Origin of the sequence: Mesorhizobium sp. M0954 (genome assembly GCF_040319155.1) — a bacterium.
In the GTDB taxonomy this organism is placed as follows: Bacteria; Pseudomonadota; Alphaproteobacteria; order Rhizobiales; family Rhizobiaceae; genus Mesorhizobium.
The window spans coordinates 109068-129952 of the sequence record NZ_JAMYNR010000015.1 but is presented as its reverse complement, the minus strand read 5'-3'; the positions used below and the strand labels follow the sequence as shown (position 1 = coordinate 129952).

The following is a 20885-nucleotide window of genomic DNA, read 5'->3' as shown; positions in this document are numbered from 1 at the left end:
CGGTCGGTATCATCAATCGGTTCCGGCCGGACCTTGTCATCCACAGCGAGACGATGCCGCTGCCGCTGCGTGGCACGATTGTCTCTCGGCATGGCACAGGGAGCACGCGTTCGCGAGCTACTCAGCCGTGTTCGCGTCGCTGCTTTCCCCACGCATTATACGGTTCCTGTCGCCTCAGCAATGATGGAGGCGATCGCCAGCGGCACACCCATCGTCGGGACCTCAAGGCTCAGCCGGGATCTCCTCGCGGATGGCGTGAATGGGGCAGTGGTCGAACCACAGCCCGAGGTGATGGCTGCAACACTAAAGGCGGTGCTGGACGATGATGACCTTTGGTCGCGCTTGTCGGCAGGTGCCCGCCAGTGGGCGGGACGGTTCGATGCACAGGGAGTCGCAAAGCAATATCTCGAGCTCGCGGATCTCTACGGACATGGGAGATGACAAATGGACTGCCGAGCCGTGGCAGCATTCAGGCTCGCAGATTCTCGGCGGGTTCGTCGGGCACCTTGGACCCTCACTGAAAGCTTCTTACGATTGGGGAATGCGATGATCATCGGCTACTGTCGTATCAACACCTTCGAACCCGCTGCCAGACTGGAAGCGCAAAAGCTTTATCTTGCCCGCTTGGGAGCCGAGAACTACTTCTGCGAGAAGACTAGCATATTCGGTTCGACGCCGGAGCTGGAAAGGGCGATCGAATTCGCCAGGAAAGGAGACGTGATTGCGGTCACGAAGCCGTACCGTGTTGCGCGCACAACCCGCGAAGTGCTGTCGCTTATCGAAAGGCTTGGCAGCAAGCATGTCGGTCTTCGCATCGTCGACACACCTATCGATACGAGCACGACGACGGGACGCATGATTCTTGCATCAGCGCCTCTCTGGACGCTTGGGATGTCGCCGTCGCGATCGATGCTGTCAGACCTGCTGCTCTTTTGGCGTCGTCGGTAAGTCGGATTCGACGCACCAGCGCACTCTCTGCTCACTGCCAGTTGAAGGCAAGCCGCAATGCCGGTCTGGGATCAAATACCTTGCGCTCGATGGACCAACCGGCGTGCACGGCCGCCCTTTGCCAGATGATGTTGCGGGGATTGGCGAGCGCGTAGACGCAGCAGTCCCTAACACTGTGCTTTTCAGCGCCTTCTGATATCCGGGTATGGAACGACAGGCCGTTGGAGGTCGGGGCGTCCCTGCCGTCCCGTGGCTGATTATAGGTGTCCCGGGTGCGGCAGCGGTTGAACGCGCAACCGCCACTGCCGACCTTACCCTGCGGAACGGCCGAGAAGGCGCCGTTGCCCTGTTGAACGGCATCGACGTCATCGACCCGACAATTGAAGCTCCCCTCGAGCATGACGCCAACGCCTGTGGGGCTGTTGTTGTAGGAGACGAGTCCACGTCGAATTGTACAGCGGTCCGAGTGAAAGGCGGAAATGTTGTCCTCGGTCCAGGAGGTGGGACCGTTCTCGGCCGAGAATTCTTCCAAGCTCGTATCCGGAGAGCGGTCGAACTGCACATTCTGTCCACGGGGGAACGGCCCGCGCGCGTCGTGGAGTTCGAGGAAGCTCATCTGGGTGCCTGGACAGTCGAAGACATAGATATTGGAGGAGCCGCGGGACGCCTTGACACGGATGATGATCGCATCGGGGCAGCTTTCCAGCTCTATGTTGTTGCGGTTCTGACTTGGTTCGGTCCCCGAGGGGGGGACGCCGACACGATCGATCTCGAGATCCTGCAAGCGTATTCCGGCGGCTCCGCGGGCGTATATTCCGCTGCCCATGGCATGACGAATGCGGCAGCTGCGGACGATGACGCCCTGATGGAGTGCCGTGATCCCGTTGCCATAGGGGGCGTAAATGTCAAGATTTTCAATGATCTGCCCATCCGCGCGCGTGAACACGGGTCCGCTTGGACGCGCAAGGGAGACGGCACCCCCGAACCATTTATCGCCCGATCGCCCTTGGGCCAGAGGCACCGCGGCACCTACGGCACCCGAGGCGGGCAGTGCTAGCAGCCCGGCAAGGAGACGGCGCCGATTAAGGCGCCGGGGTTCAAGAGACTGCCGGCCGCGCAACATGAAATCTACCAGCCCGCCCAGTTCGGGTGCCAAACGTCGACTCGGCTTGTGCGGAGACGTCGAGGTGGCCAACGCGATGCAGATAAACCCTACCTGTCGGCAAGGCGGCTTCTTCGGTCAGGTTGTCGTCAGGCATCCCCATTTTCCCCCTGTGCGCCAGCGGCGCAGGTTTCCTGAAGAATGCACATCGGCGGCTTATGCGCGCACAGCACTCCGCACACCATCTCTCCATTCTGGCCGCCGCGAAAGTCCTTCATAAGGGTTAACTCCGATGGGCAAAGTGCCATCGGCCGGATTCCCTGCCATTCTCTGAAGCTGGTAATAAGCGGAGCGCGAGGCGATGTCGGTTGAAGCGGACGTCTTTGACTATGTGATCGTCGGAGCCGGGGCGGGAGGTTGCGTCTTGGCCAATCGTCTGGCGGCTGACGGGACCAATATGGTCTGCCTGCTCGAGGCGGGCCCGGCCGACAGCAGCATCCTTCTGCACATTCCGGCGGGACTCTACAAGACATCCTCGAATCCGAAATATGCCTGGCAGTTCGACACCGAGCCTAGTCCGGGGACGGCCAACCGTTCTATTCCGATGTCGCAGGGCAAGACACTAGGCGGTTCGACCGCAATTAACGGAATGAACTACAACCGCGGCGCGGCTGCGGACTTCGACGAGTGGGCCCACCAGGGCAATCGAGGCTGGGGCTACGCCGACGTGCTGTCCTATTTCAAGAGAACCGAGCGGAGGCTTGGGGCATGCGATCCCTTCTACCGCGGGACGGACGGACTGCTTCCAGTTACAGATTGCGATTGGCGACATCCACTATGTGATGCATTCATCGAGGCCGCGCTCAATGCCGGCATCCCGCGTAATCCCGACTACAATGCAGCAAGCCAGGCCGGTGTGGGCTACTATCAGCGCTATATCGATAACGGATGGCGCGTGAGCGCAGCGCGGGCTTTCCTACGGCCGATCGCCAGAAAGAAGAACTTGGACGTCCGCACGAACGCGCAGGCCACGGCCGTCCTGTTCGAGGGAAAGCGTGCCATCGGCGTTCGATATGGACGAGGAGGGCCGGGTCATCCCACGAGCTGTGTGAAGGCCCGTCGAGAGGTGATCCTCTCCGCTGGCGCGGCGAACTCACCAAAGCTGCTGCAGCTGTCAGGCGTGGGTGCGGCGAGTATGCTCTCCGGCCTTGGAATTCCGGTTGTGCACGAATCCCCCGGTGTCGGTGCAAATGTTCAGGACCACTACATAGTCCACCTGATCGCCCGGGTGGAGGGCATCGAAACGGTCAGCGGACACGGCTTCGCCCTCCTGCGCGAGGCAGCGAAATGGATGCTGGGCCGCCCGAACTTTCTCGCCGTCAGCCCGTCGCTCGTTTACGGGTTCGTCAACTCGCGGGATCTTCACTCCACCCCCGATATCCAGCTTGACCTTGCCCTGGGCAATTATACCGATCACGGCGGCGCGCGGCGGTTGCCGGTCATCAAGCTTGGCTATTATCAGTTGCGGCCGAAGAGCATCGGACATGTTCGGGCGGTCTCGGCAGATCCGTCTCAAGCGCCGCTGATCCAGCCCAACTATCTCGCCGATGATCAGGACCGACAGGTCGTCATTGACGGCATGAAGACTGTGCAGCAGCTGTTTCGGGCCCCCGAGCTCAGGCGCTACAACTGCACGGAAGAGCTTCCCGGCCCGAAAACAACGGACGACGCCGACCGGCTGCAGTTTGCCCGCGAAACCGGGCTGACAGCCTATCATTTGTGCGGATCGTGCCGGATGGGCCCATCCGCTAGTGTTGAATCTGTCGTGGACGACCAGTTGCGGGTCCACGGCCTCGAGGGCCTGCGGGTCGTTGATGCGTCCATTATGCCCTCCGTTCCCTCGGCCAACACTTCGGCCGCTGTCTTTATGATCGCGGAAAAGGCAGCAGATATGATCCTGGGTCGGCAACCCCTCCCGGCACTGGAGCACTATGCGCGGGGCCAACCTGCGGCGGCCGAATAGTTGAAAGTCGAATGACAAGTGCCGGGAGAATTCCTTGAAGAGACGTACACTGGTTGCCTCTGAATTCAATGCGAAGGACCGGGCTCACTTTGCGTCGGCGTATGAGTTTTGCCGCATCGTTGCCGAATGCGAGGATGCCGATCTGATCGCCCCTGGCATCGACAACTACCTAACGAGACGCTTTCACGCCATTTTGCCAAAGCACGACCCTCACAACGTCCAGCGTGACTTCAACAGACTGACAAACGCGTTTCGCAAAGGGCTGGGGTTAATGAATGCGCCAAGCATTGAGCATGTTCAGCTCACGCAAGATTATGACCTTTTCTTCTTCGTCGCCTGGAGCCCGCAAAGCCTTGTAGAATTGTCTCGGATCCACGACTGGCGCCGGCGATGCAAGGTTGCTGTCGCGTATCTGTTCGAGCTCTGGTCGAGCACTCTCGAAGAGGACCGCCGATATCTGAAGCTCCTAGACCAGTTCGACCACGTGTTCCTGTTGCATAGCGCGTGCATACCTCGCCTGCGCCAATACACCCGCACGCCCTGTTCCTTTCTTGCCACGGGTGTCGACGGCCTCATTGCAACGCCGTACCTATCGCCGGTCAAACGCGTGATCGACGTATACTCGATCGGCAACCGAGCCGCGAAGATACACGGACAGCTTCTGAAGCTAGCCGAAGAGCGGGACCTCTTCTATCTCTACGACACGCTCGCAAGCACAGATTCCCGGGTGAAGGCGTGGCATGAGCATCGTTTGCTGCTCGCCAATATCATCAGGCGCACGCGCTATTTCATGGCTTTCAGTCCAGCGACGCTTGCAAACTCGAAGGCCGTTACGGTTGCCGGCGAGCAGGTGCTGCCTGCCCGTCTTTTCGAAGGGGCCGCGGGGGGCGCCGTCATGCTTGGGACCGCGCCGCAATGCGCCGAATTCGGCGCGCACTTCGACTGGCCAGACGCAGTCATCGAGGTATCGCCAGACTCGAGCCATATCGCAGACGTAATTGACGAACTCGACGCAAACCCCTGCCGTACGGAATTGTTGCGTCGGACAAGTACGGTCCGTTGCCTGGAGATGCACGATTGGGTCTACCGTTGGGATCACATCCTAGCCACGATCGGCATGCAGTCGCTCCCACGCCTCCACGTTCGCAAGCTCCAGCTGCGACGGATCGCAGCCGATGCTATGGCGCTCGCCTAGACGATCAGGCCCTAAAATGAGACCCGGTTTCGCGTTCGGCGCTCAGCGGTGCCCGAACAAAGAGAAAGGGCGGCAGTTTCGAACCGGTCGCTTCCGTCGGAGTGTCCGCCGCTCCAGGCCTGCGCGCGAAAGCATATCATTTCGAGGTACTCGCAAGGCTAACAGGCGCCGGAAGCGTGCAAGGAAGGTCGGCGTGTCCGCCGGCTCTACCCTTTGGGGTTAGAGCTTATGCCGAATTGGATTCGCGCAGTGTCGCTGCCATTCTCTGGCCATTCCCCGTGCTACCGCAGCCACCACAATCGAACTTCGCGTGAAGGGGCAATGATCGCAGGCGAGGGGTGCCACGTCACGCTGGGCACTCCGGTGGTTTTCAGCAGAGGAGGGGGGGCATCGCGATGTTGGTCGATGAATGCGGCTTCGAACGCAGGTGAACGTCATGGCACTTCTTCATGAAGGCCCCCGTGCGGGCGCCACGTCAAACGCACCGCGGTGGAACGTGCCCCTCAAGGTCAATGTTCTTCTGCAGTCGTCTCCGCTTCTCGAGGCAATGTCCGTCGTGCTGCTCAGCATCGCCTCGGGAATGGTATATGATCTTGTGAGTTTCGGACATTTCGGCGAGTACGGCCGGAACTTCGGGCTCGGTGTTGTTGTAGCCGCCCTTTTTTCGACTTCCGCATATGCGCGCGGCCTGTATCTGAGTTCCGAGCTGCGGTCGCTGGCCTCTCAGATCAAGGAGGTCGCGCTGATCTGGACGGCGGTCTTTCTTTGCCTGTCGGTTGTGGCGCTTGCACTCAAGGTGGGAGACATGTTTTCGCGCCAAGCGCTCATCCTGTTCTTCGTGACGGGACTTGGCGGCATCATCTTCGTGCGCCTGGGCGCCGGACGACTGTTTGCCTCGCTGACCAGGTCGGACATGCTTGCCAAACCGCAAGTAGTGATCGTAACGCAATCGGACGTGCGCGTGCCAAGCGGCGTTGTCCAGGCAATCGAGGCTTCCGGATGCCAGGTCTGCCAAACGATTACATTGCCTGCTGCATCCAGCGAGAGCTCGCTCCTTGAGTGTATGGATAAGCTCATTGAACATGTGCGTCGGCGTTCGGTCGACGAGATAGTCCTTGCTGTCAGTTGGGCTGACATATCGCTGATTGAGAAAATCACGGCCCACCTTTGCGTGGTCGCGGTACCCGTAAGACTCCTTCCGGACCACGTCGTTAGCGCGCTCTTGAAGCGACCTGTCGTCAACCTAGGGGGGACGAGGGCGATAGAATTGCAAAGCGCGCCCCTGACGGCGCCCCAGCTCCTGATGAAGCGGCTCTTCGATCTTGTGCTGACCACTGTCGCCCTCCCATTTCTTCTGCCCCCTTTGGCCGTTGTAGCGGCGCTGATTGCGCTCGAATCCAGGGCGCCGGTGCTCTTCTGTCAGCGTCGGGCCGGGTTCAATGGCCGCACGTTCAAGATCTACAAGTTCCGAACGATGACGATCCTGGAGGACGGGCCCATTGTCCGTCAAGCCTGCAGGGGCGATCCTCGCGTCACCCGCGTTGGGCGCATATTGAGAAGGTTCAGTATCGACGAGATTCCACAGCTATGGAACGTGCTGAAGGGCGACATGTCGTTGGTAGGCCCACGGCCGCACGCGCTCGCGCATGACAGCGAATACAGCCAGATCATCTCTCTTTATCCGGCTCGGCACAAGGTGAAGCCGGGGGTCACCGGCTGGGCACAAATAAATGGCTGGCGCGGCGCGACGCCTGATGTCTACATGATGATCAAGCGTGTCGAACACGATATGTGGTACGTCAACAACTGGTCGGTCTGGCTCGACATAAAGATCATGCTTCTGACCATCCCCCGCATCTGGACGGGGCGAAACGCCGTCTAGCCCAACTTTGCCGATTCGTGTGGCAAGTGATTGATTTGCAAGGAGCGGCGGCTGGGCGACGACCCATGGATTAACTGCCAAGCGACACCCCACTCGGAAAAAGCAAATCTCTTCTTCGACGTTATCAATTGAATACGACTTTGGGTGAGGCTCGACACCATGAGAGGTGCGGCTCTACTACAAAAGGCGCTGTTACAGAACAACTGAATGCAAGCGATGATCAGTGCGAAAAACAGCGACCGCTCAATGCATAACCTGCGACTTCAAGCAACGGTGCCCGCACGGCAACCGCGTTGGCAAGTTACCGCTTTGGAGCGGAGGGGGAATGCCATGACTCGAACGATTGACGAAGATCGTGTCTCTCCGGTCGTGAGTTCCACTCGAATCGAACGATCTCCACGCCCAGACAAACGAGGATGACGGCTTCTGTGAGCCCGCAACAAACCCGAACCACTGACCGAACTGCGGGGCCTGCCCTTGCAGAGTATGCTACGGCGAGGTTAGTTCCCCAAGGTCGGCTTGCATGCATCAAAGGGCAAAACATCCTGCTCAGTTCAACGCAGGGGGTAGTCTTTGCGCTCAATGACACTGCGGCGGATATCTGGCGCTCGCTTGAAGAAGGCGTGCCGGTCCAGGCTATCTTGGGCGAGATGGCAGCCCGTGGCGTTGATAGCCAAGAGGCCTATGGCTATGTCGAGGCTGCCCTTCAAGACTGGGAACGGCTCGGCCTAATCCAGCCTGCTCCACCGCCGTACCCAACCGCAGCTCATCAACATATCTGCCAGGTCGTTGCTGTTCCAGGCGTGTGTGTGCGCATACTGTATCCGGCTGCCGTCGCCTTTCCGGCCGCGACCGTATTTCAGCATCTCGAGGTTCGAAACAGGGCCGTCGACGTCCTATTCCATCTGGTTGAGCGTGGGCAGCGGATCCACCTGTTCCGGGATGGCCACTGGACTGATTCCTGTGGCCGAGACGAGATACCCATTATGGTCAAAGGGCAACTGCTGGCCGAAGTGCTTGGGCACAGCGAATATGAACTGGCCCTGCATGCGGCGGCGCTGTTCAAGAACGGCCGCACGCTCCTCCTTTGTGGTAACCCTGGCTCGGGCAAGACGACCCTGACATTGGCGCTGGTCCACGCGGGGTTTGGCTTCGCGGCAGACGATGTGACACTTCTCGACTCGGCCGGACAGGGTATCGGCCTTGCTTTTGCGCCTTCAGTCAAATCGGGATCATGGTCCATTCTCGGACAATATTTCCCCGAACTCGGCAGGTCTCGGGTTTATCGGCGTCCCGATCGCAGGCGTGTGCGTTTTCTTGTGCTTAGGGATCATGTCCCTCCCGTTCCCCGGCCTGTGGGCTGGGTGGTCTTGCTCTGTCGGACGCAGGATGCCAAACCTTCCCTGCGCGTGATTGACCCGAGCGAGATCTTGGGAGGCTTGCTGAACGGCGCCTTTGCGCGGAATAAAGAGCTAAGTAGCACTGCGTTCGACGTTCTTTGCCAAGTCATCCGATCGGCAGAGGGCTTCTGCCTGACCTATGCCAAATTGGGTGACGGGTTGGAACTGCTGAAGGCGGCGTGCCGATGAAGCCCACCAGGGATGCGTTCGAGGCCCTGATCGCGGGACTTAACGGGCGCCTGGTGGTAACGGCCGACTGGCTGGCGGTGATTGCACTCGCCAACCACACTCTGCTTACGCCCGTCTTGTTCGCCACTCTGGCGGACACGGGCCAGCTTGACCGGCTCCCCCAAGAGGTGGGCCAGTATCTTCAGTTCATTTACGGCTGCAACCGGGAACGCAATTTGCGCTTGCGCAGGCAGCTGAATGAAGCCGTTGCTGCCCTCAATCAGGGGAGCGTCGTTCCGGTCCTGCTCAAAGGGGCCGTTCCCTTGTTTCTTTCGTCGAGCGGCAGGGTTCCCGACAGAATCATGAGCGATCTCGACTTGGCTGTCGAAACGACCAAAGAAGGGGCCGCCCGGGATTGTCTTGCCAAGCTTGGCTACGCCGAAGTGACGGTCGCTGGTGGCATGGCGCGCCCGCAAGATGTCGGTCTCCTGGAGCTCCGGCCGTACCGGGAGATTGACCGCGAGCCCCCGAGGCTTGCCCGCCGTCACGGCCTTAGGGCGAAAATCCCCGCCCCACAGTCGAGGGCCCTCCACTGGATCATGCATGATCTCATCAAGGAGGCGGACTACTGGCGCGGAAGGACCGACTTTCGCCACCTTTATGATCTGGTACGGCTGGTGGAACAGCATAAGCTGGATTGGGCGGTGCTCCGAACATCCTTGCCCGATCAGAACGCGCGGAATGCGTTCGACACTCAACTCTTGGCCTTGAGTCACTTCTTTGGCGTCAGAGCACCGGCGCAATATGTGCGGCGTCCCTTGGTTCGCTTTCAACACTGGCGGCGCGTCTTCCCCTTGTACCATCCCGTCCTCGGCGTTCCATTGCGCCTGGTCGGCAATTCGCTGTGGGGTATGGGGCGACTCCTACATGGCGATGGCTTGGGCCGACGAAGTCTCATCGACTTTGGACGCCGCGCCACGAGCATCCTCCTTGACGGCGATCTCGGGTCAAAAGTGTAGTAATACTTAATTTCCTCAAGTGTATCTTGGTAGCGACTTGTCTTCATGAGACCCATATGTCACGTTATGGCGTTAGATGTCATGCTAGTTTAGAGTTGTTATTCACAATATTGGAGGACACTTCGATGAAAAACAGGAAATCTTCCAAAGTAAAGACAGACAAACGTATCCCAGAAGAACAGGCGCGTCGTGAATTTCTAAAGAATGCCGGGCGTTTTGCTATTGTAACACCTCCATCCATTGCTCTGTTGCTTGGGACGAGCTTGAACTCGCAAGCTATTGCCGCATCGCATGGCGCACATCCCGGACATGGGGGTCCTCCTGGCCGACCATAGATGACGCGTAGTCCGAATAGACGCCTTCCTGCTGGATGATCACTCGATCTACCGCCGACAGGGGTTCGGCCTGGGTCAGATCACAACAGTCTTTCCGTCGCTCCGCAACCCTTCGACGGCCCGGATCGATCTGTGCTCGATTGCCATCGCTGTCCAAATTGGAATCAGGCTCATCGAGCACGACGAAGCTCGGCTTGCCAAACAGGGCGCGCGAGACGGACCGCTGCCGCTGTCCACCCGACGGTCCGACTCCATCCTCCCGAGGTTGGTCATATACCCGTTGGGGAGGCGCTGGATCATTTCGTGCACAGAGGCGTGTGTTGCCGCCTCGGTCACCTGCGCATCGGGCCGCGTCCGCTCGGAAGCGCGCAATGTTGTCGCGCACGCAACCGGAGAACAGCTCGATATCCTGGAGCGCGGTGCCGAGTTGGTCCGGACCATAATGGCGCAGATCGTCGCCATCGAGTCGCACGCACCCTTGCGCCGGCGGCCATGCACCCACAAGCGAAGTCTTCAGGGTGAACGTCGCGCCCATGACGACCGGCGTGTTCGTGCCGGGGCGAGGACGAAAAGGTTCTCGACGGAAACCGTACCCCGGACGTCAGGCAGACGCACGAGTCCGGCAATGGGCGGTTCTCCTGGAATATGCGCTCCAGGCGCGCATGGGCGCTGCGCGCGGACAGCGGATACCGGTGCACCATGGCCGGATAGCGGGCTCCATCCCGAGCCGCCGCCCGCTACCGTGCGGCCGTTCCCAAAGCGGCCTGACGGCGTGCTACGAACTACGAACGGCTCGCGATGGCGCAAGATGTCGACGAGAGCCGAAGTACGATCGGGTAGGCCGGCGTGGAAAAGGCGGGGCTACGGGCTCTGGATGCGCGCGCATCTGCCTTCCTGCTGGTCAGGAGGCGAAACAGCCGGCCAGGAGGTTAATTGGCCGACAGACGGGTGCTCCCGCACCGCAAGCGGACGCGTTTGACTGGAGAGAAGCAAGCACCGGTCTCCTGCGACTATCTATAAAGCTTGCCGCAGCGCATATGCGGAATCGGCGGCTCCTCGCAGTGACGATAGAGCTGTTCCCGACCCGCTACGCAGGTCTGGGCCTTTAGTGATCCGACCGGATCGTAATGCCCGCCTGAATAACCTCGGAATTGCACGAACTTGTCTCAGTGCCGAGGCGTTCGCTGCCTCAAGGATCAGAGTATCCGTTCGACGAGAAGCCATGTCGCGCATTACGACGTCAGCGACCCAGGCGCCGGCAATGACGCAGTCGACACGTCATAGCCCTCGGGCAGCTCCAGGATGAAATCTGAACGCCGGCGAGCGATGCCCGCTTCATGGCATAGTCGGATCGGCGAGCGCGATGTTCTCGCGAATGGATCGGTTGAAGAGCACGTTTCTCTTGCAAGAACGCCGATCTCACGTCGAAGCCAGGTTGGGTCGACCACCGGCACATCGACGCCATCGACCAGCATCACAGGCCAGTTTGCTTCGAACAGCATAGGCCTGCGCCGCAAGGCTTAGGAAAGACGTCGCTCGATGACCGAAAGAGCCAGTTCACGGCGTCAGCCGGGCATGCTTGTGATATTAATTTAGTATCTCCGGTTAGTGCTGAAAGTCGGTAACTCCAGTCTCCTCGGTTCGGTCCGCATCGACTACAACCGAAAGCTCACAACTCGAGTCCGTTCCATCCCGATGACATCGGGATGGAACTCCATTGAGCGTGGATCTTCTCCGAAACCGGGCTCCCCTTTTTGGTACGCTGACCTTCGGTTCGGGATCATGGCTTTTGAGGTACTGTGATCCAGTCCTTATTTGCCAGGGCAGCCCTCGCGGGATGTTAGTTCCCCGCGTAGTCCTTCAGGTCACAAAAAACGAGGCTGCGGTGAGCGACAGATGTGGAGAAAGGGTGGCGAACTGTGTTTGAGATGCGCCGCCGGCCCCGTCACTGTCGAACGAGAGCGCCCCAGTTTCACTGTTGTAGATGATATGATCGGAACTGTCATGCGCGGCTGCACCAACAAAGAAAGCTTTGGATGGAAGCCCTCCCGGCTGAAGCCCGGCAAAAACGGTATCGCTGAGATGGAACGTGTCCAGGGAGCGCTTGAAGTCGGTGATCTTGTCGACATTGCCGGCTCCAAGAGCAGTATTGAACGAGAAGGCATCGTGGCCGCCGTGACCGGTCAAGACGTCGGCGCCAAGCCCGCCGTTGATGACATTGTTGCCGGCATTGCCCTCGATCGTCTGGGCGAACTCGTTGCCGGTGAGGCTCATCGTCTTCGTGCCGGACGGGTTGTTGGTGGCGAGATGCTCGATTTCCGAGCCGGCCGAAAGCGCATAGCTCACCGAGGCGATCACACTGTCGTTGCCGCCGCCCACTGCCTCAACCACCTTCTCGTTGGCATTGTCGACATAGTAGGTGTCGTTGCCGCCATAGCCGATCATCGTGTGGCCGCTGGTTCCATGCAATACATCGGCGCCGCTGGTGCCGTACAAGGTCCCATCGCTGGTGTCGCCGGAAGGAGGGACAGTCCCGGTTCCAGATCCAGTGTCGGTCCCGGTCGAGCCAGTGATTGAGGAAGTGACGCTCGCGTCCGTGACAGTGCCGGTCGAGCTATCCGCTGCGTAGTCCCAGGTGAACTGGTTATCGACGTGTGCCACTGGGGTCGCCGTGGGATCCTCGTGCACGTCGGCCACGACCGCCTTTGACGCGTCCCAAATGATGTTGTTGGGATTGCCAGGGTTGGTGTAGCTCGAGTTCAGGATGCTGACCCCACCGGAGCTTACATTCCAGATCAGTCCATTCGACGAGGGAAGCCCGCGGCCTTGATCCTCATCGATACCGTCGAACGACCTCGTGTGATCGAAGGTCACATCGCTCGCGTAGGAAGAGAACGCGCCATTGCCCTGATGGATGGCGTCAACGTGATCCACCCTGCCGCCGGTCGATCCGTTCTCGAACATGACGGCCACTCCGGTCTGAGAGTTGTTACCGTCGATCACCCCATTTGAGATCGTCGTATTCGGGCTGCCATATACCGAGACGATGTCCTCCGGATGCGAACTGCCGGCGTCGTTTACGGCATAGAAGTCGGTTAGCGAACTATTGCCCGAGTTGTTGAACTGGACGAACTGACCGCGCGGCATTGGGCCATGGAAGTCGTAGCCATCGACGTGTGAAAGACTCGCGCCGGGCGAGTTCACGAGATAGATGCCAGTCGAGCCTTCCCGCACTGTGGTGTTATGAACGGTCAAGTTCGAGGCGTTTTCTGCGTTGATGTTGTTGATGTTCGGGCTCGTCTCGGGGTCGATTCCCGCCGGCGGGTCGGCGTTGATGACTTCGGTGTTCTCGATTGTGACGCCGTTTGCGCCCGATACCACCACCCCGTCACCGTCGACGTGATGAATAAGACAATTGCGCAGGATGACATTGTCGTGCGTAATCGTGACCGCGTCCCCGTTGGTGACGTAGATGTCAAGATTTTCAATCACCTGGCCATCATACTGCGATTGGATCGGTGTGGTGGTGTAGGTAAGACCCTGCGCCGGCTGCGTCGTTGCCGTCGATGCGGAAGTGGTGGAAATGGGAGCTTCGGTCGTCACTCGGCTGCCTCCGTCGTCGCGCGTAAGTTGTTCAACCTTTCCGAGTGTGTCCCCAGTATTTCCTTGTCGCGACTCATCGATCTCATGTGTTTCTCCAGTTAAATAGTAATCTCTAAAGTATCTCCAAAGACACTAACGGACAATAAAACGACAATCTATCGTCTTAACGAAATTCTGACAATACAACCAGAAATTTCATGTGGGGATATAATGCTAACGTTCATGACCATAATACGGCGTTGATAAGGCTATACTGAGACTCTCCCGGGCGATTGGCCTTGCGCTCAAGCTTGCGCCTACGTCGAGTTGCAAACGTCGTCGAGTATGTCGGATCACGCGTGAACTTACCCCCGAGGACAGGAGACAAGGTCATGCACGCATGAACGTTACCGACACGGTCCGGCACAGCTCGAAACAGGTGATCTACGAGGGCTATCCTGAATCGGCTACAACTACCGACTGACCGACCTGCACGCTGCCATCGGCGTGAGCAACTGCAACGGCTTCCCGCACTCGTCACGCGGCGGCAGCTTGCGGCGCAATTCGGTGAGCGCCTTCGCGACATCGCCGAACTGGAGACACCTACCGAGCCTTGCTGGACTCGCAGCAATTGGCAAAGCTACTGTGTGAAATTCCCCCACTGGTTCGACCAGCGGCCCGTCTGCCTCCGGAAGGGCGCGGCGTTTGCCTGTTGCGATACCGAGGCGATGCGGGAGCAGCTCGCCGAGATCAGTCGGAGCGCCGACGACGGCGCGCATTCGGTGCTGATCCTGATCAGGCCGGATCTAAGTGACGCGGCCGGACAACATCACTCTGATGTTCGTGCCGCGCGCTCACTGGAACTGAACCCAGTCGAACCCCGCGGCAATTCATGACAAGGGGCTCTCCAATGTATATTCAAGGACTACGACGAGATCCTCAATCATTGCTGCGCCGCGAGGAACAAGCTCCTTTTCCAACTCCGGAGGACCTGCGGGCCCGGTGAGCCGCTGTCGCAATGTGGTTCTTGGCGCAGCAAAATGTGCGAGACCGTGCCGTCTGGGCGACAGTTTTGATATGCGCCCGCGCGGCGTGCTGCCGCCAGTCTGACAGCAATTGGTACAGGCTCGATGATCGGAATTGAAAAGCGCGAGCGCAATGCGACTGCCTGCACGGCAAGCAGTCGCCACCGATGACGATTGCCTCTGCCGCATCCTCAGCCTCACACGCGCGAGCCAGGGCCCGCTTCAAGGCGGACGGAATCCATTAGTCCGACAACGTCGCCTTGTGTAAGTCGCTCGCCGGTAAGAGAGCCTCGTAACCATATTTGGCCACCCGCTCCAAGACCAGCCCCGGGTAGTCGTCACGACCGAGAATCGGAGACCGTCGCTTGCCGCTTCGATGGTTCCTGCCTCGGCGATCCCGGCAACCGGAATGCACGACTTTAGGTGCAACTGGTCCATTCCAGGATCCCCGGCGCCGTGGTTCGCCGTGGTTCTGCGCCGTCATTCTGCTATGTGGACGACCTGATGCACGGCTTGACGCGTCAGATGAATTAAGATGCGAATCGACCAAGCTCTCAACCTTGGCAACCATATCGAGGTAGCCATAGCGGAACGGGCCGTCTCATGTGTTCCTTTCATCGGCGCGCGGGAAACCAAGCCCGGTAATCCTCGCGGCCGCGCAATCCTTTGCTACGATAGGCTGAGTCGATGAAACCACGAGCTCGGGTTCTTGACCAAAAGCCCCAGGTTGAAGATTCGGATACGCCTCGATGATGCTGCCCTACGCCTAAAGAGGGTATTTTGGTGTACGGTTTTCCTGGCGTAAGGTTAAAAAAGAAAACTGTGCGGTTGGCGCGTGGAGCACCTAATCGACGCGTGTATCCCAATCGCGCCGGGTGAGAATCGACAATGACAAGGCAATCTTTCATAACCGTGCTTGTCGGGCCAAGCGAGTTACTTCGAGAAGGTGTTAGTCGAATCCTGAATGAAGAAGATTTTCGTGTTCTTTTCTCTACGGGTTCTGTTAACGATCTTCTCCAAAAGCCGCTTCCGCATCACCGGTCGATCTTGCTAATCATAGACATCGGCGGTGCTGATGCGGAAGCTGAATTCGCGCAGATTGCTGAGTTTAAGGCGATTTACCCAGCCAGCCATGTCGTTGCGCTAGCTGATCACTGTCGCACGACCGATATAGTCTCAGCCTTTCATGCGGGGGCTGACGGGTATCTGACAAAGATCGCTGCTTACGACACCTTCATCAAAGCCCTCGAACTGGTTATGCTTGGGCAAACGGTACTACCTGCGGAAACTTCGATGATTATTCAAGATATAAGGCAAGATTCGAAAGATGAACCGATAGCTTATGAGTTACCAGAGCTAGAAAGTAAAGTGGATAGTAGAGATCAAGAACTTGTAATTTTGTCGAATCGCGAGAACTGTATTTTGCGCCGTTTGATCCAAGGGGATTCGAACAAAGCCATCGCGCGCGAAATCAACATTGCCGAAGCTACGGTGAAGGTACACGTCAAAGCCATACTTAGAAAGATTCGAGTCCGCAACCGAACACAGGCTGCAGTTTGGGCGATGAATCATGGTATGGTTACTCCACCGTCTGGGAACGGCGCGCCGGGGAACGATACGGTGGTACCTCAGGAATCTCGCCATCGGCATGATCTACTCGAAGCAAAAAATGCATACCTCGTTTTCGACAATCGTCCTCCTATGTGACCTGCGACAGATCTTCGTTCTGGCTGGTGCCGAAGCCTCGTTCCCGATCAAGAACGCATGGGCTCAAATCATTCCGGGCGATGGCCGAAGAAGCGGTGGAAACCTCATCACAGGGGCGTATCACTTAGATCCGGTTGTTTTTTACCCGTTGTCCTCTCTGGCTCAACAGCGGTGAATCCCGGATTGGATCGCCTCAAACAGTTTAAACTCTCTGCGTGACATCATAAGAATGACGGATCTTTACTGCCATTTTGAATTCGAGGAGATTTTTCATTAAATGGCCCAAACAAAAACTGTTTCTGGTTTGTCGTTCAGCGAAACCCGAATAGGAACGGTTGAAGGCGGAGAATGCGGCCTCCTGGTTTTGAAAATGCGACCAACCGGTGGCGGTCCTTACCCAGATCGACGGGGAAGCCTACTCCACCAAGGCAATGGTTCCTCGAAACGGGATTCGGGCTGCTGAGCGGCCAGCACAGATTTTCGATACGGTCGAGGTCTGGCTAGACAGCAGTTCAACTGCCGATTCCGCCCTTGGACTTTCAGCAGTAGAATGCGGCCGCAGGACTCACGCAAGTTGGGAAGTAACGCTTGGGCTCACTCCTCAGCCAGAGTTTCCTTCTGCGAGAATATCGTTGACCTTGCAGGCGACTTCCGTGCGGTTGGTCGCCTTTAGTTTCTTCATGATATTGCGGATGTGGACCTTCACCGTGCTTTCGCGTAAATTCAGTTCGTGGGCGATCAACTTGTTCGCCTTGCCGCGCCGGAGCGCTTGCGCAACCTCGGCCTGCCTAAGCGTGAACATGCCTGCCAAAGGCTGCGTGTCGCGGCTGCCCGAATCTATCAGGTGCCGCATAGCAAGGACACTGCTCGCCGGCACGAAGATGCCTCCCGCTGCCGCAAGGTTGATAGCCTCGACGCAGACGTTGATTGCAACAGAGGTCGGAATGTAACCGCGTGCACCGCATTCGAGAGCGGTCAGTATCTGGGCAAGGTCTTCGGTGTCGGCCAGGACGACCACAGGGACTGATTTGAACTCGCACGAAATATGCCTGATCTCGTCAGCGATGCCACGATCGGTGACCTTCCGACTGCCAAGGTTGAAGAGTATGGCCGCAAGGGGAGGGCCCGATCTCTTTCTGACGCGCCATTCCTCGATGGACCCCAAGGCGGCGACATCCATGCCGAGTTCGTGCTCCACGAGAGCCGATGCGAGACACTCGCGGTCCAGAGCCCTTCCGTCCAAGATGAGGAGGCATTCCCTGCCTGTCTGCGCTTGGACGATTCCCGGTCCGCCGGACGGAACTTCTGACTGATGGGCCGAATTATGATTGTGCAGTCCTGCCGTGGCACCCAAGTCAATACTCCCTCTTTCCCACGCAAGCCGTCTTGCGCTGGCCGACATGTTTTCCGCATTCTCTTGCAGTGAAAGTTTGGTACTGCGCGTTTTGAAGGGTCGAGACTCGATTACCCCATTTGCGTCGTTTTCAGTTCCCCAACCCCCCTAGCGATACCCAGCGCGGGTAAGTGTAGGGGTTATTTATAAGCAGTCTCTAACATAGATTGTTTTTTTGGTAATTTTCAGGGAACCGATGCCAAGCTGGACCCAAAGGGCTGGACTCTGTGCGAAAGGCGCATGCATTGGACACCCAGCCATCTTCAGCCCAGCAGAGAGCCGAATGTGGATCAGCGGGTGCCTCCGACATTTCATCGGCAGACCAGAACCGCCGAAAGTGCCGTTGCCACTGTCGGGGGACAGTGCTGACAGCATTGGCTCCCCACTTTAATTCGAGCACGCCTTGGTAAGCGGCCTCTGCGCATAAATTCGGCAGCACGCCGCACTCGCGCGGTAGGCCGAGTTGGCGCCGCCATGATGATCTCCCTTGTCACACTTGGTCAGCACGAACGGGTTGCGTTCCGCTCGGCCAACCGTCGAGCGCCTCGAGCCGGATACCGCTGTCGTCGAGACGTCAGCCGTCCCGCGCACGACCAGCCCTCCGTAAATGTCGTCTCGAACTGTTCCGGCGACGGAACGACCGTTTTCATTTTGGCGTCCATGCGCTGGCGTTCAAAGAGAGATAGCCGCTACCTGAGATACTCGCTGTCGAATCCGGCTGTTTCGACCAGCTTCTTGCGGTTGATCACCTCTACATGGCCTGACTTGAAAGAGACGAGATCGGCCTTGCGGAGCTCCCTTAACGTTCGGTTGATGTGAACTGTGGTCATTCCGAGAATGTCGGCCAGTTCATGCTGGGCAAGAGGACACTCATATCTTCCATGGACCGACAGCTCAACCATGGCGAGCCTCTCTTCCAATTCGAGCAGGAAATGGGCGGTACGCCTCATCGCGTTCCGCCGCCCGGAATTTATCAGATGTTCGGCAAGGATGGCGTTCAGGCGCGCCACCGAGCAGGCGATCTTCTTCCCGATTCGGCCGTCCGACAGGATGGCCTCGACCAGTTCCTTACTGGAAATTTCATAAACAGCTAGTTCGGTTATGGACGCCAGCGACGCAAGACGGGGTCCGTCCAAACCACGGAAACCGACAACGTCCCCCTTGAGGGGAGTGTCTATGATCTGCCGCTCTCCGTCTGGCAGTGCGTGATAAAGTATGGCCCAACCCGATTTTACAATGAATATCTCACCGTTGTCGTCTTCCTGGCGGCATATCACCGAATGGGGTTTATAGGTTTTTGCGGTAACACCGAGAAAATCGTTGTTCCCCCACTCGTCCTTCGACAACGTTCCCCCTATGGGATGCGAGCACATGAACTCCAATAGTGTCTGCATGAAGAATCGCGAGTTTGATTTTATTTCCACACGACTTACAATAGTTTCTCCTGGATAAAGTCGACCGAACGACCTCTTACCCTAGGGGATGGGTGGCCTAATGTCCTCGTCTGTTTGAATGAGGTAAACTGCGTTTAGATCAAGGTGTTGCAAACATCAGGTGGCTAAGTCTCCCCGCTCGAGCGAGGCGATCCACGCCAAGGCCTGCAGAAGTGTGGTATCGAGGGCCGTATGGCGGGCCTCCTCGACGCGCGTGTCGTCGTGCATAATGACGGATGTCGCGGAATCATTTTGCGCCTCGGTCGTGAGGAAATCCCGCGGAAGGGCATTCGCCCGCAGGCGAGGCCGCCAGACTACGCTTCCTCAGCAGACCATGCTGGCGCCGTATGTCGCAGTTAACTCAGGCCACGCTGCGGATAAGCGTGCCACCAAAAGCAAAGCCATCCCAGCGCCAACCGGAAGGAGGAGGCAATGGTGGAAAGGACATTGAAGCAAGCAATCATCGGAATAAACCGGCGTCCTGTTCGGAAAATCTGCGACGTGTTGTTTCTCGCGTTCACCAAGGGCGAAGAAACGCGGAAGGCTGGCATCTGATTGACGGTCGGAAAAGCGCGGTCGGGCCAGTTGTCGCACCTCACTAGACGGTTTCGAGCCGGCTGAACCGAACCGGGATGAGTTTCCGGGTCTCGAGCTGCCCTGCCGCATCCTTGTCGATGACAGTCAGAAACTGTGCTTCTTTAGATCCCAAAGGCAGAACCAGCCGTCCCCCCGGCTTGAGTTGCTTCAGAAAAGCCGGCGGTGTCTGCTCAGCCGCCGCCGTGACAAGGATCTTGTCGAATGGGGCGTGCTCGGGCCAGCCGCGAGACCCGTCTCCGACACGAATGGCGAGATTGGATAAGCCTAGCTCCTGTAGGAGAGCCTCCGCACGGCTTACGAATTCCTCGATGATTTCCACGCTCCAAACCTGCCCGGCGAGTTCCGCGAGGATTGCGGTTTGATAGCCCAGGCCAGTGCCGATCTCGAGCACCGCCTCGTGCGGTTGGGGAGCGAGGAGATCGGTCATGAGAGCGACGATGAATGGCTGCGAGACGGTTTTATCGAAGCCGATCGGCAGCGGCATGTCCTGGTAGGCATAAGGTGCAACCGAGGCTGGCACGAAGCGATGCCGCGGCACTCGCCGCATCGCTGCCATCACCCGTTCATCGAGTGCCGCCTTGCCGAGTTCGTCGCTTGCAAGGTCGGTATGGATTGCAATCATCTCGACCATGTGCCTGCGTAGGACCGCGAGGTGCTGTTCGTTCATTGGCTTCATGACGGTGGGGCCTTCCTCAACCAGCTTGCTGCCGGTGAGCATTATATCCTGTTCGTCACGGTAGCGCCCGCCATCGTTTCCATTACGGGTGCCCAGGGCAAGCGTGGGTGATGTCTTGGCAGGCTATCGCTGGCGGCGACCCTGGAGATTCTGGGCGCTATATCGCCATAGCGGTGTGTCACACATGCGGCTATCGCGCATCAGTTTCGCCAGCACCGGCCGGGAGGGCGAGGCGCCGGAGCCGTGCTCCTGGTGGGCGAGGCGGCAGCCAGCCGCCTTGACCTCGTCGACCTGGGCATCGGTCGCCCGATCCTCGGTGCTCCCGCACCAGGTCAAGGTGATCGATCCGGGAGGCCGGCTGCCTCGGAAGCAATTGTCCTGGAGCTAACGCCGCAAGGGT

The 20885-nt window shown here is 58.5% G+C and carries 15 protein-coding genes and 1 pseudogene; 9 read left to right on the top strand and 7 right to left on the bottom strand.

The window, feature by feature from the left end; genetic code table 11:
- Nucleotides 1-90 precede the first annotated feature (90 nt).
- The gene (locus NKH93_RS21410; RefSeq protein ID WP_352971915.1) at nucleotides 91-441 is read left to right on the top strand and encodes a glycosyltransferase; all 351 of its coding nucleotides are present in this window, start codon (nucleotides 91-93) and stop codon (nucleotides 439-441) included.
- Between the two features lie 105 nt (nucleotides 442-546).
- Nucleotides 547-948 carry a recombinase family protein gene (locus NKH93_RS21405; RefSeq protein WP_352971912.1) on the top strand — a complete coding sequence of 134 codons (402 nt, stop codon included), beginning with the start codon at nucleotides 547-549 and terminating at the stop codon, nucleotides 946-948.
- A gap of 31 nt (nucleotides 949-979) precedes the next feature.
- Here the strand turns inward: NKH93_RS21405 and NKH93_RS21400 are convergent, their stop codons facing one another.
- Nucleotides 980-1894 (bottom strand): hypothetical protein, encoded by a 915-nt coding sequence (locus NKH93_RS21400; protein ID WP_352971909.1) that lies wholly within the window; start codon nucleotides 1892-1894, stop codon nucleotides 980-982.
- 517 nt (nucleotides 1895-2411) lie between these two features.
- Between NKH93_RS21400 and NKH93_RS21395 the strand changes: the two genes are divergently transcribed.
- The 5 genes from NKH93_RS21395 (at nucleotide 2412) to NKH93_RS21375 (ending at nucleotide 9737) form a co-directional block, all read left to right on the top strand.
- Nucleotides 2412-4073 carry a GMC family oxidoreductase gene (locus NKH93_RS21395; protein ID WP_352971906.1) on the top strand — a complete coding sequence of 554 codons (1662 nt, stop codon included), beginning with the start codon at nucleotides 2412-2414 and terminating at the stop codon, nucleotides 4071-4073.
- A gap of 34 nt (nucleotides 4074-4107) precedes the next feature.
- On the top strand, nucleotides 4108-5268 hold the full coding sequence (locus tag NKH93_RS21390) for a glycosyltransferase (protein ID WP_352971903.1): 1161 nt from the start codon (nucleotides 4108-4110) through the stop codon (nucleotides 5266-5268).
- Nucleotides 5269-5704: 436 nt separating this feature from the next.
- The gene (locus tag NKH93_RS21385; protein WP_352971900.1) at nucleotides 5705-7150 is read left to right on the top strand and encodes an undecaprenyl-phosphate glucose phosphotransferase; all 1446 of its coding nucleotides are present in this window, start codon (nucleotides 5705-5707) and stop codon (nucleotides 7148-7150) included.
- A 428-nt stretch (nucleotides 7151-7578) separates the two neighbouring features.
- On the top strand, nucleotides 7579-8739 hold the full coding sequence (locus NKH93_RS21380) for a PqqD family peptide modification chaperone (RefSeq protein ID WP_352971897.1): 1161 nt from the start codon (nucleotides 7579-7581) through the stop codon (nucleotides 8737-8739).
- Nucleotides 8736-9737 (top strand): nucleotidyltransferase family protein, encoded by a 1002-nt coding sequence (locus tag NKH93_RS21375; RefSeq protein WP_352971893.1) that lies wholly within the window; start codon nucleotides 8736-8738, stop codon nucleotides 9735-9737. The genes NKH93_RS21380 and NKH93_RS21375 overlap by 4 nt, the downstream gene beginning before the upstream one ends.
- A 276-nt stretch (nucleotides 9738-10013) precedes the next feature.
- On the opposite strand, the gene NKH93_RS21370 is transcribed toward NKH93_RS21375, so the two are convergent.
- Both NKH93_RS21370 and NKH93_RS21365 read right to left on the bottom strand, forming a co-directional pair.
- Entirely contained in the window at nucleotides 10014-10607 is a 594-nt protein-coding gene (locus NKH93_RS21370; protein ID WP_352971890.1) for a P-loop NTPase family protein, read from the bottom strand.
- A gap of 1325 nt (nucleotides 10608-11932) precedes the next feature.
- Complete coding sequence (locus tag NKH93_RS21365; RefSeq protein WP_352971887.1) at nucleotides 11933-13675, bottom strand: right-handed parallel beta-helix repeat-containing protein; 1743 nt, start codon at nucleotides 13673-13675, stop codon at nucleotides 11933-11935.
- Between the two features lie 379 nt (nucleotides 13676-14054).
- Here NKH93_RS21365 and NKH93_RS21360 point away from each other — a divergent pair.
- Both NKH93_RS21360 and NKH93_RS21355 read left to right on the top strand, forming a co-directional pair.
- Nucleotides 14055-14337 (top strand): annotated as a pseudogene (locus NKH93_RS21360) (DegT/DnrJ/EryC1/StrS family aminotransferase); the annotation flags it as partial.
- A 1230-nt stretch (nucleotides 14338-15567) separates the two neighbouring features.
- On the top strand, nucleotides 15568-16386 hold the full coding sequence (locus tag NKH93_RS21355; protein ID WP_352971882.1) for a LuxR C-terminal-related transcriptional regulator: 819 nt from the start codon (nucleotides 15568-15570) through the stop codon (nucleotides 16384-16386).
- Nucleotides 16387-16987: 601 nt separating this feature from the next.
- Here NKH93_RS21355 and NKH93_RS21350 read toward each other — a convergent pair.
- The 4 genes from NKH93_RS21350 to NKH93_RS21335 form a co-directional block, all read right to left on the bottom strand.
- The gene (locus tag NKH93_RS21350) at nucleotides 16988-17788 is read right to left on the bottom strand and encodes a LuxR C-terminal-related transcriptional regulator (RefSeq protein WP_502896475.1); all 801 of its coding nucleotides are present in this window, start codon (nucleotides 17786-17788) and stop codon (nucleotides 16988-16990) included.
- Between the two features lie 680 nt (nucleotides 17789-18468).
- The gene (locus NKH93_RS21345) at nucleotides 18469-19125 is read right to left on the bottom strand and encodes a Crp/Fnr family transcriptional regulator (protein ID WP_352971879.1); all 657 of its coding nucleotides are present in this window, start codon (nucleotides 19123-19125) and stop codon (nucleotides 18469-18471) included.
- 685 nt (nucleotides 19126-19810) lie between these two features.
- Complete coding sequence (locus NKH93_RS21340) at nucleotides 19811-20485, bottom strand: protein-L-isoaspartate(D-aspartate) O-methyltransferase (protein ID WP_352971959.1); 675 nt, start codon at nucleotides 20483-20485, stop codon at nucleotides 19811-19813.
- A 123-nt stretch (nucleotides 20486-20608) separates the two neighbouring features.
- Nucleotides 20609-20821 carry a recombinase family protein gene (locus tag NKH93_RS21335; RefSeq protein WP_352971876.1) on the bottom strand — a complete coding sequence of 71 codons (213 nt, stop codon included), beginning with the start codon at nucleotides 20819-20821 and terminating at the stop codon, nucleotides 20609-20611.
- Nucleotides 20822-20885 lie beyond the last annotated feature (64 nt).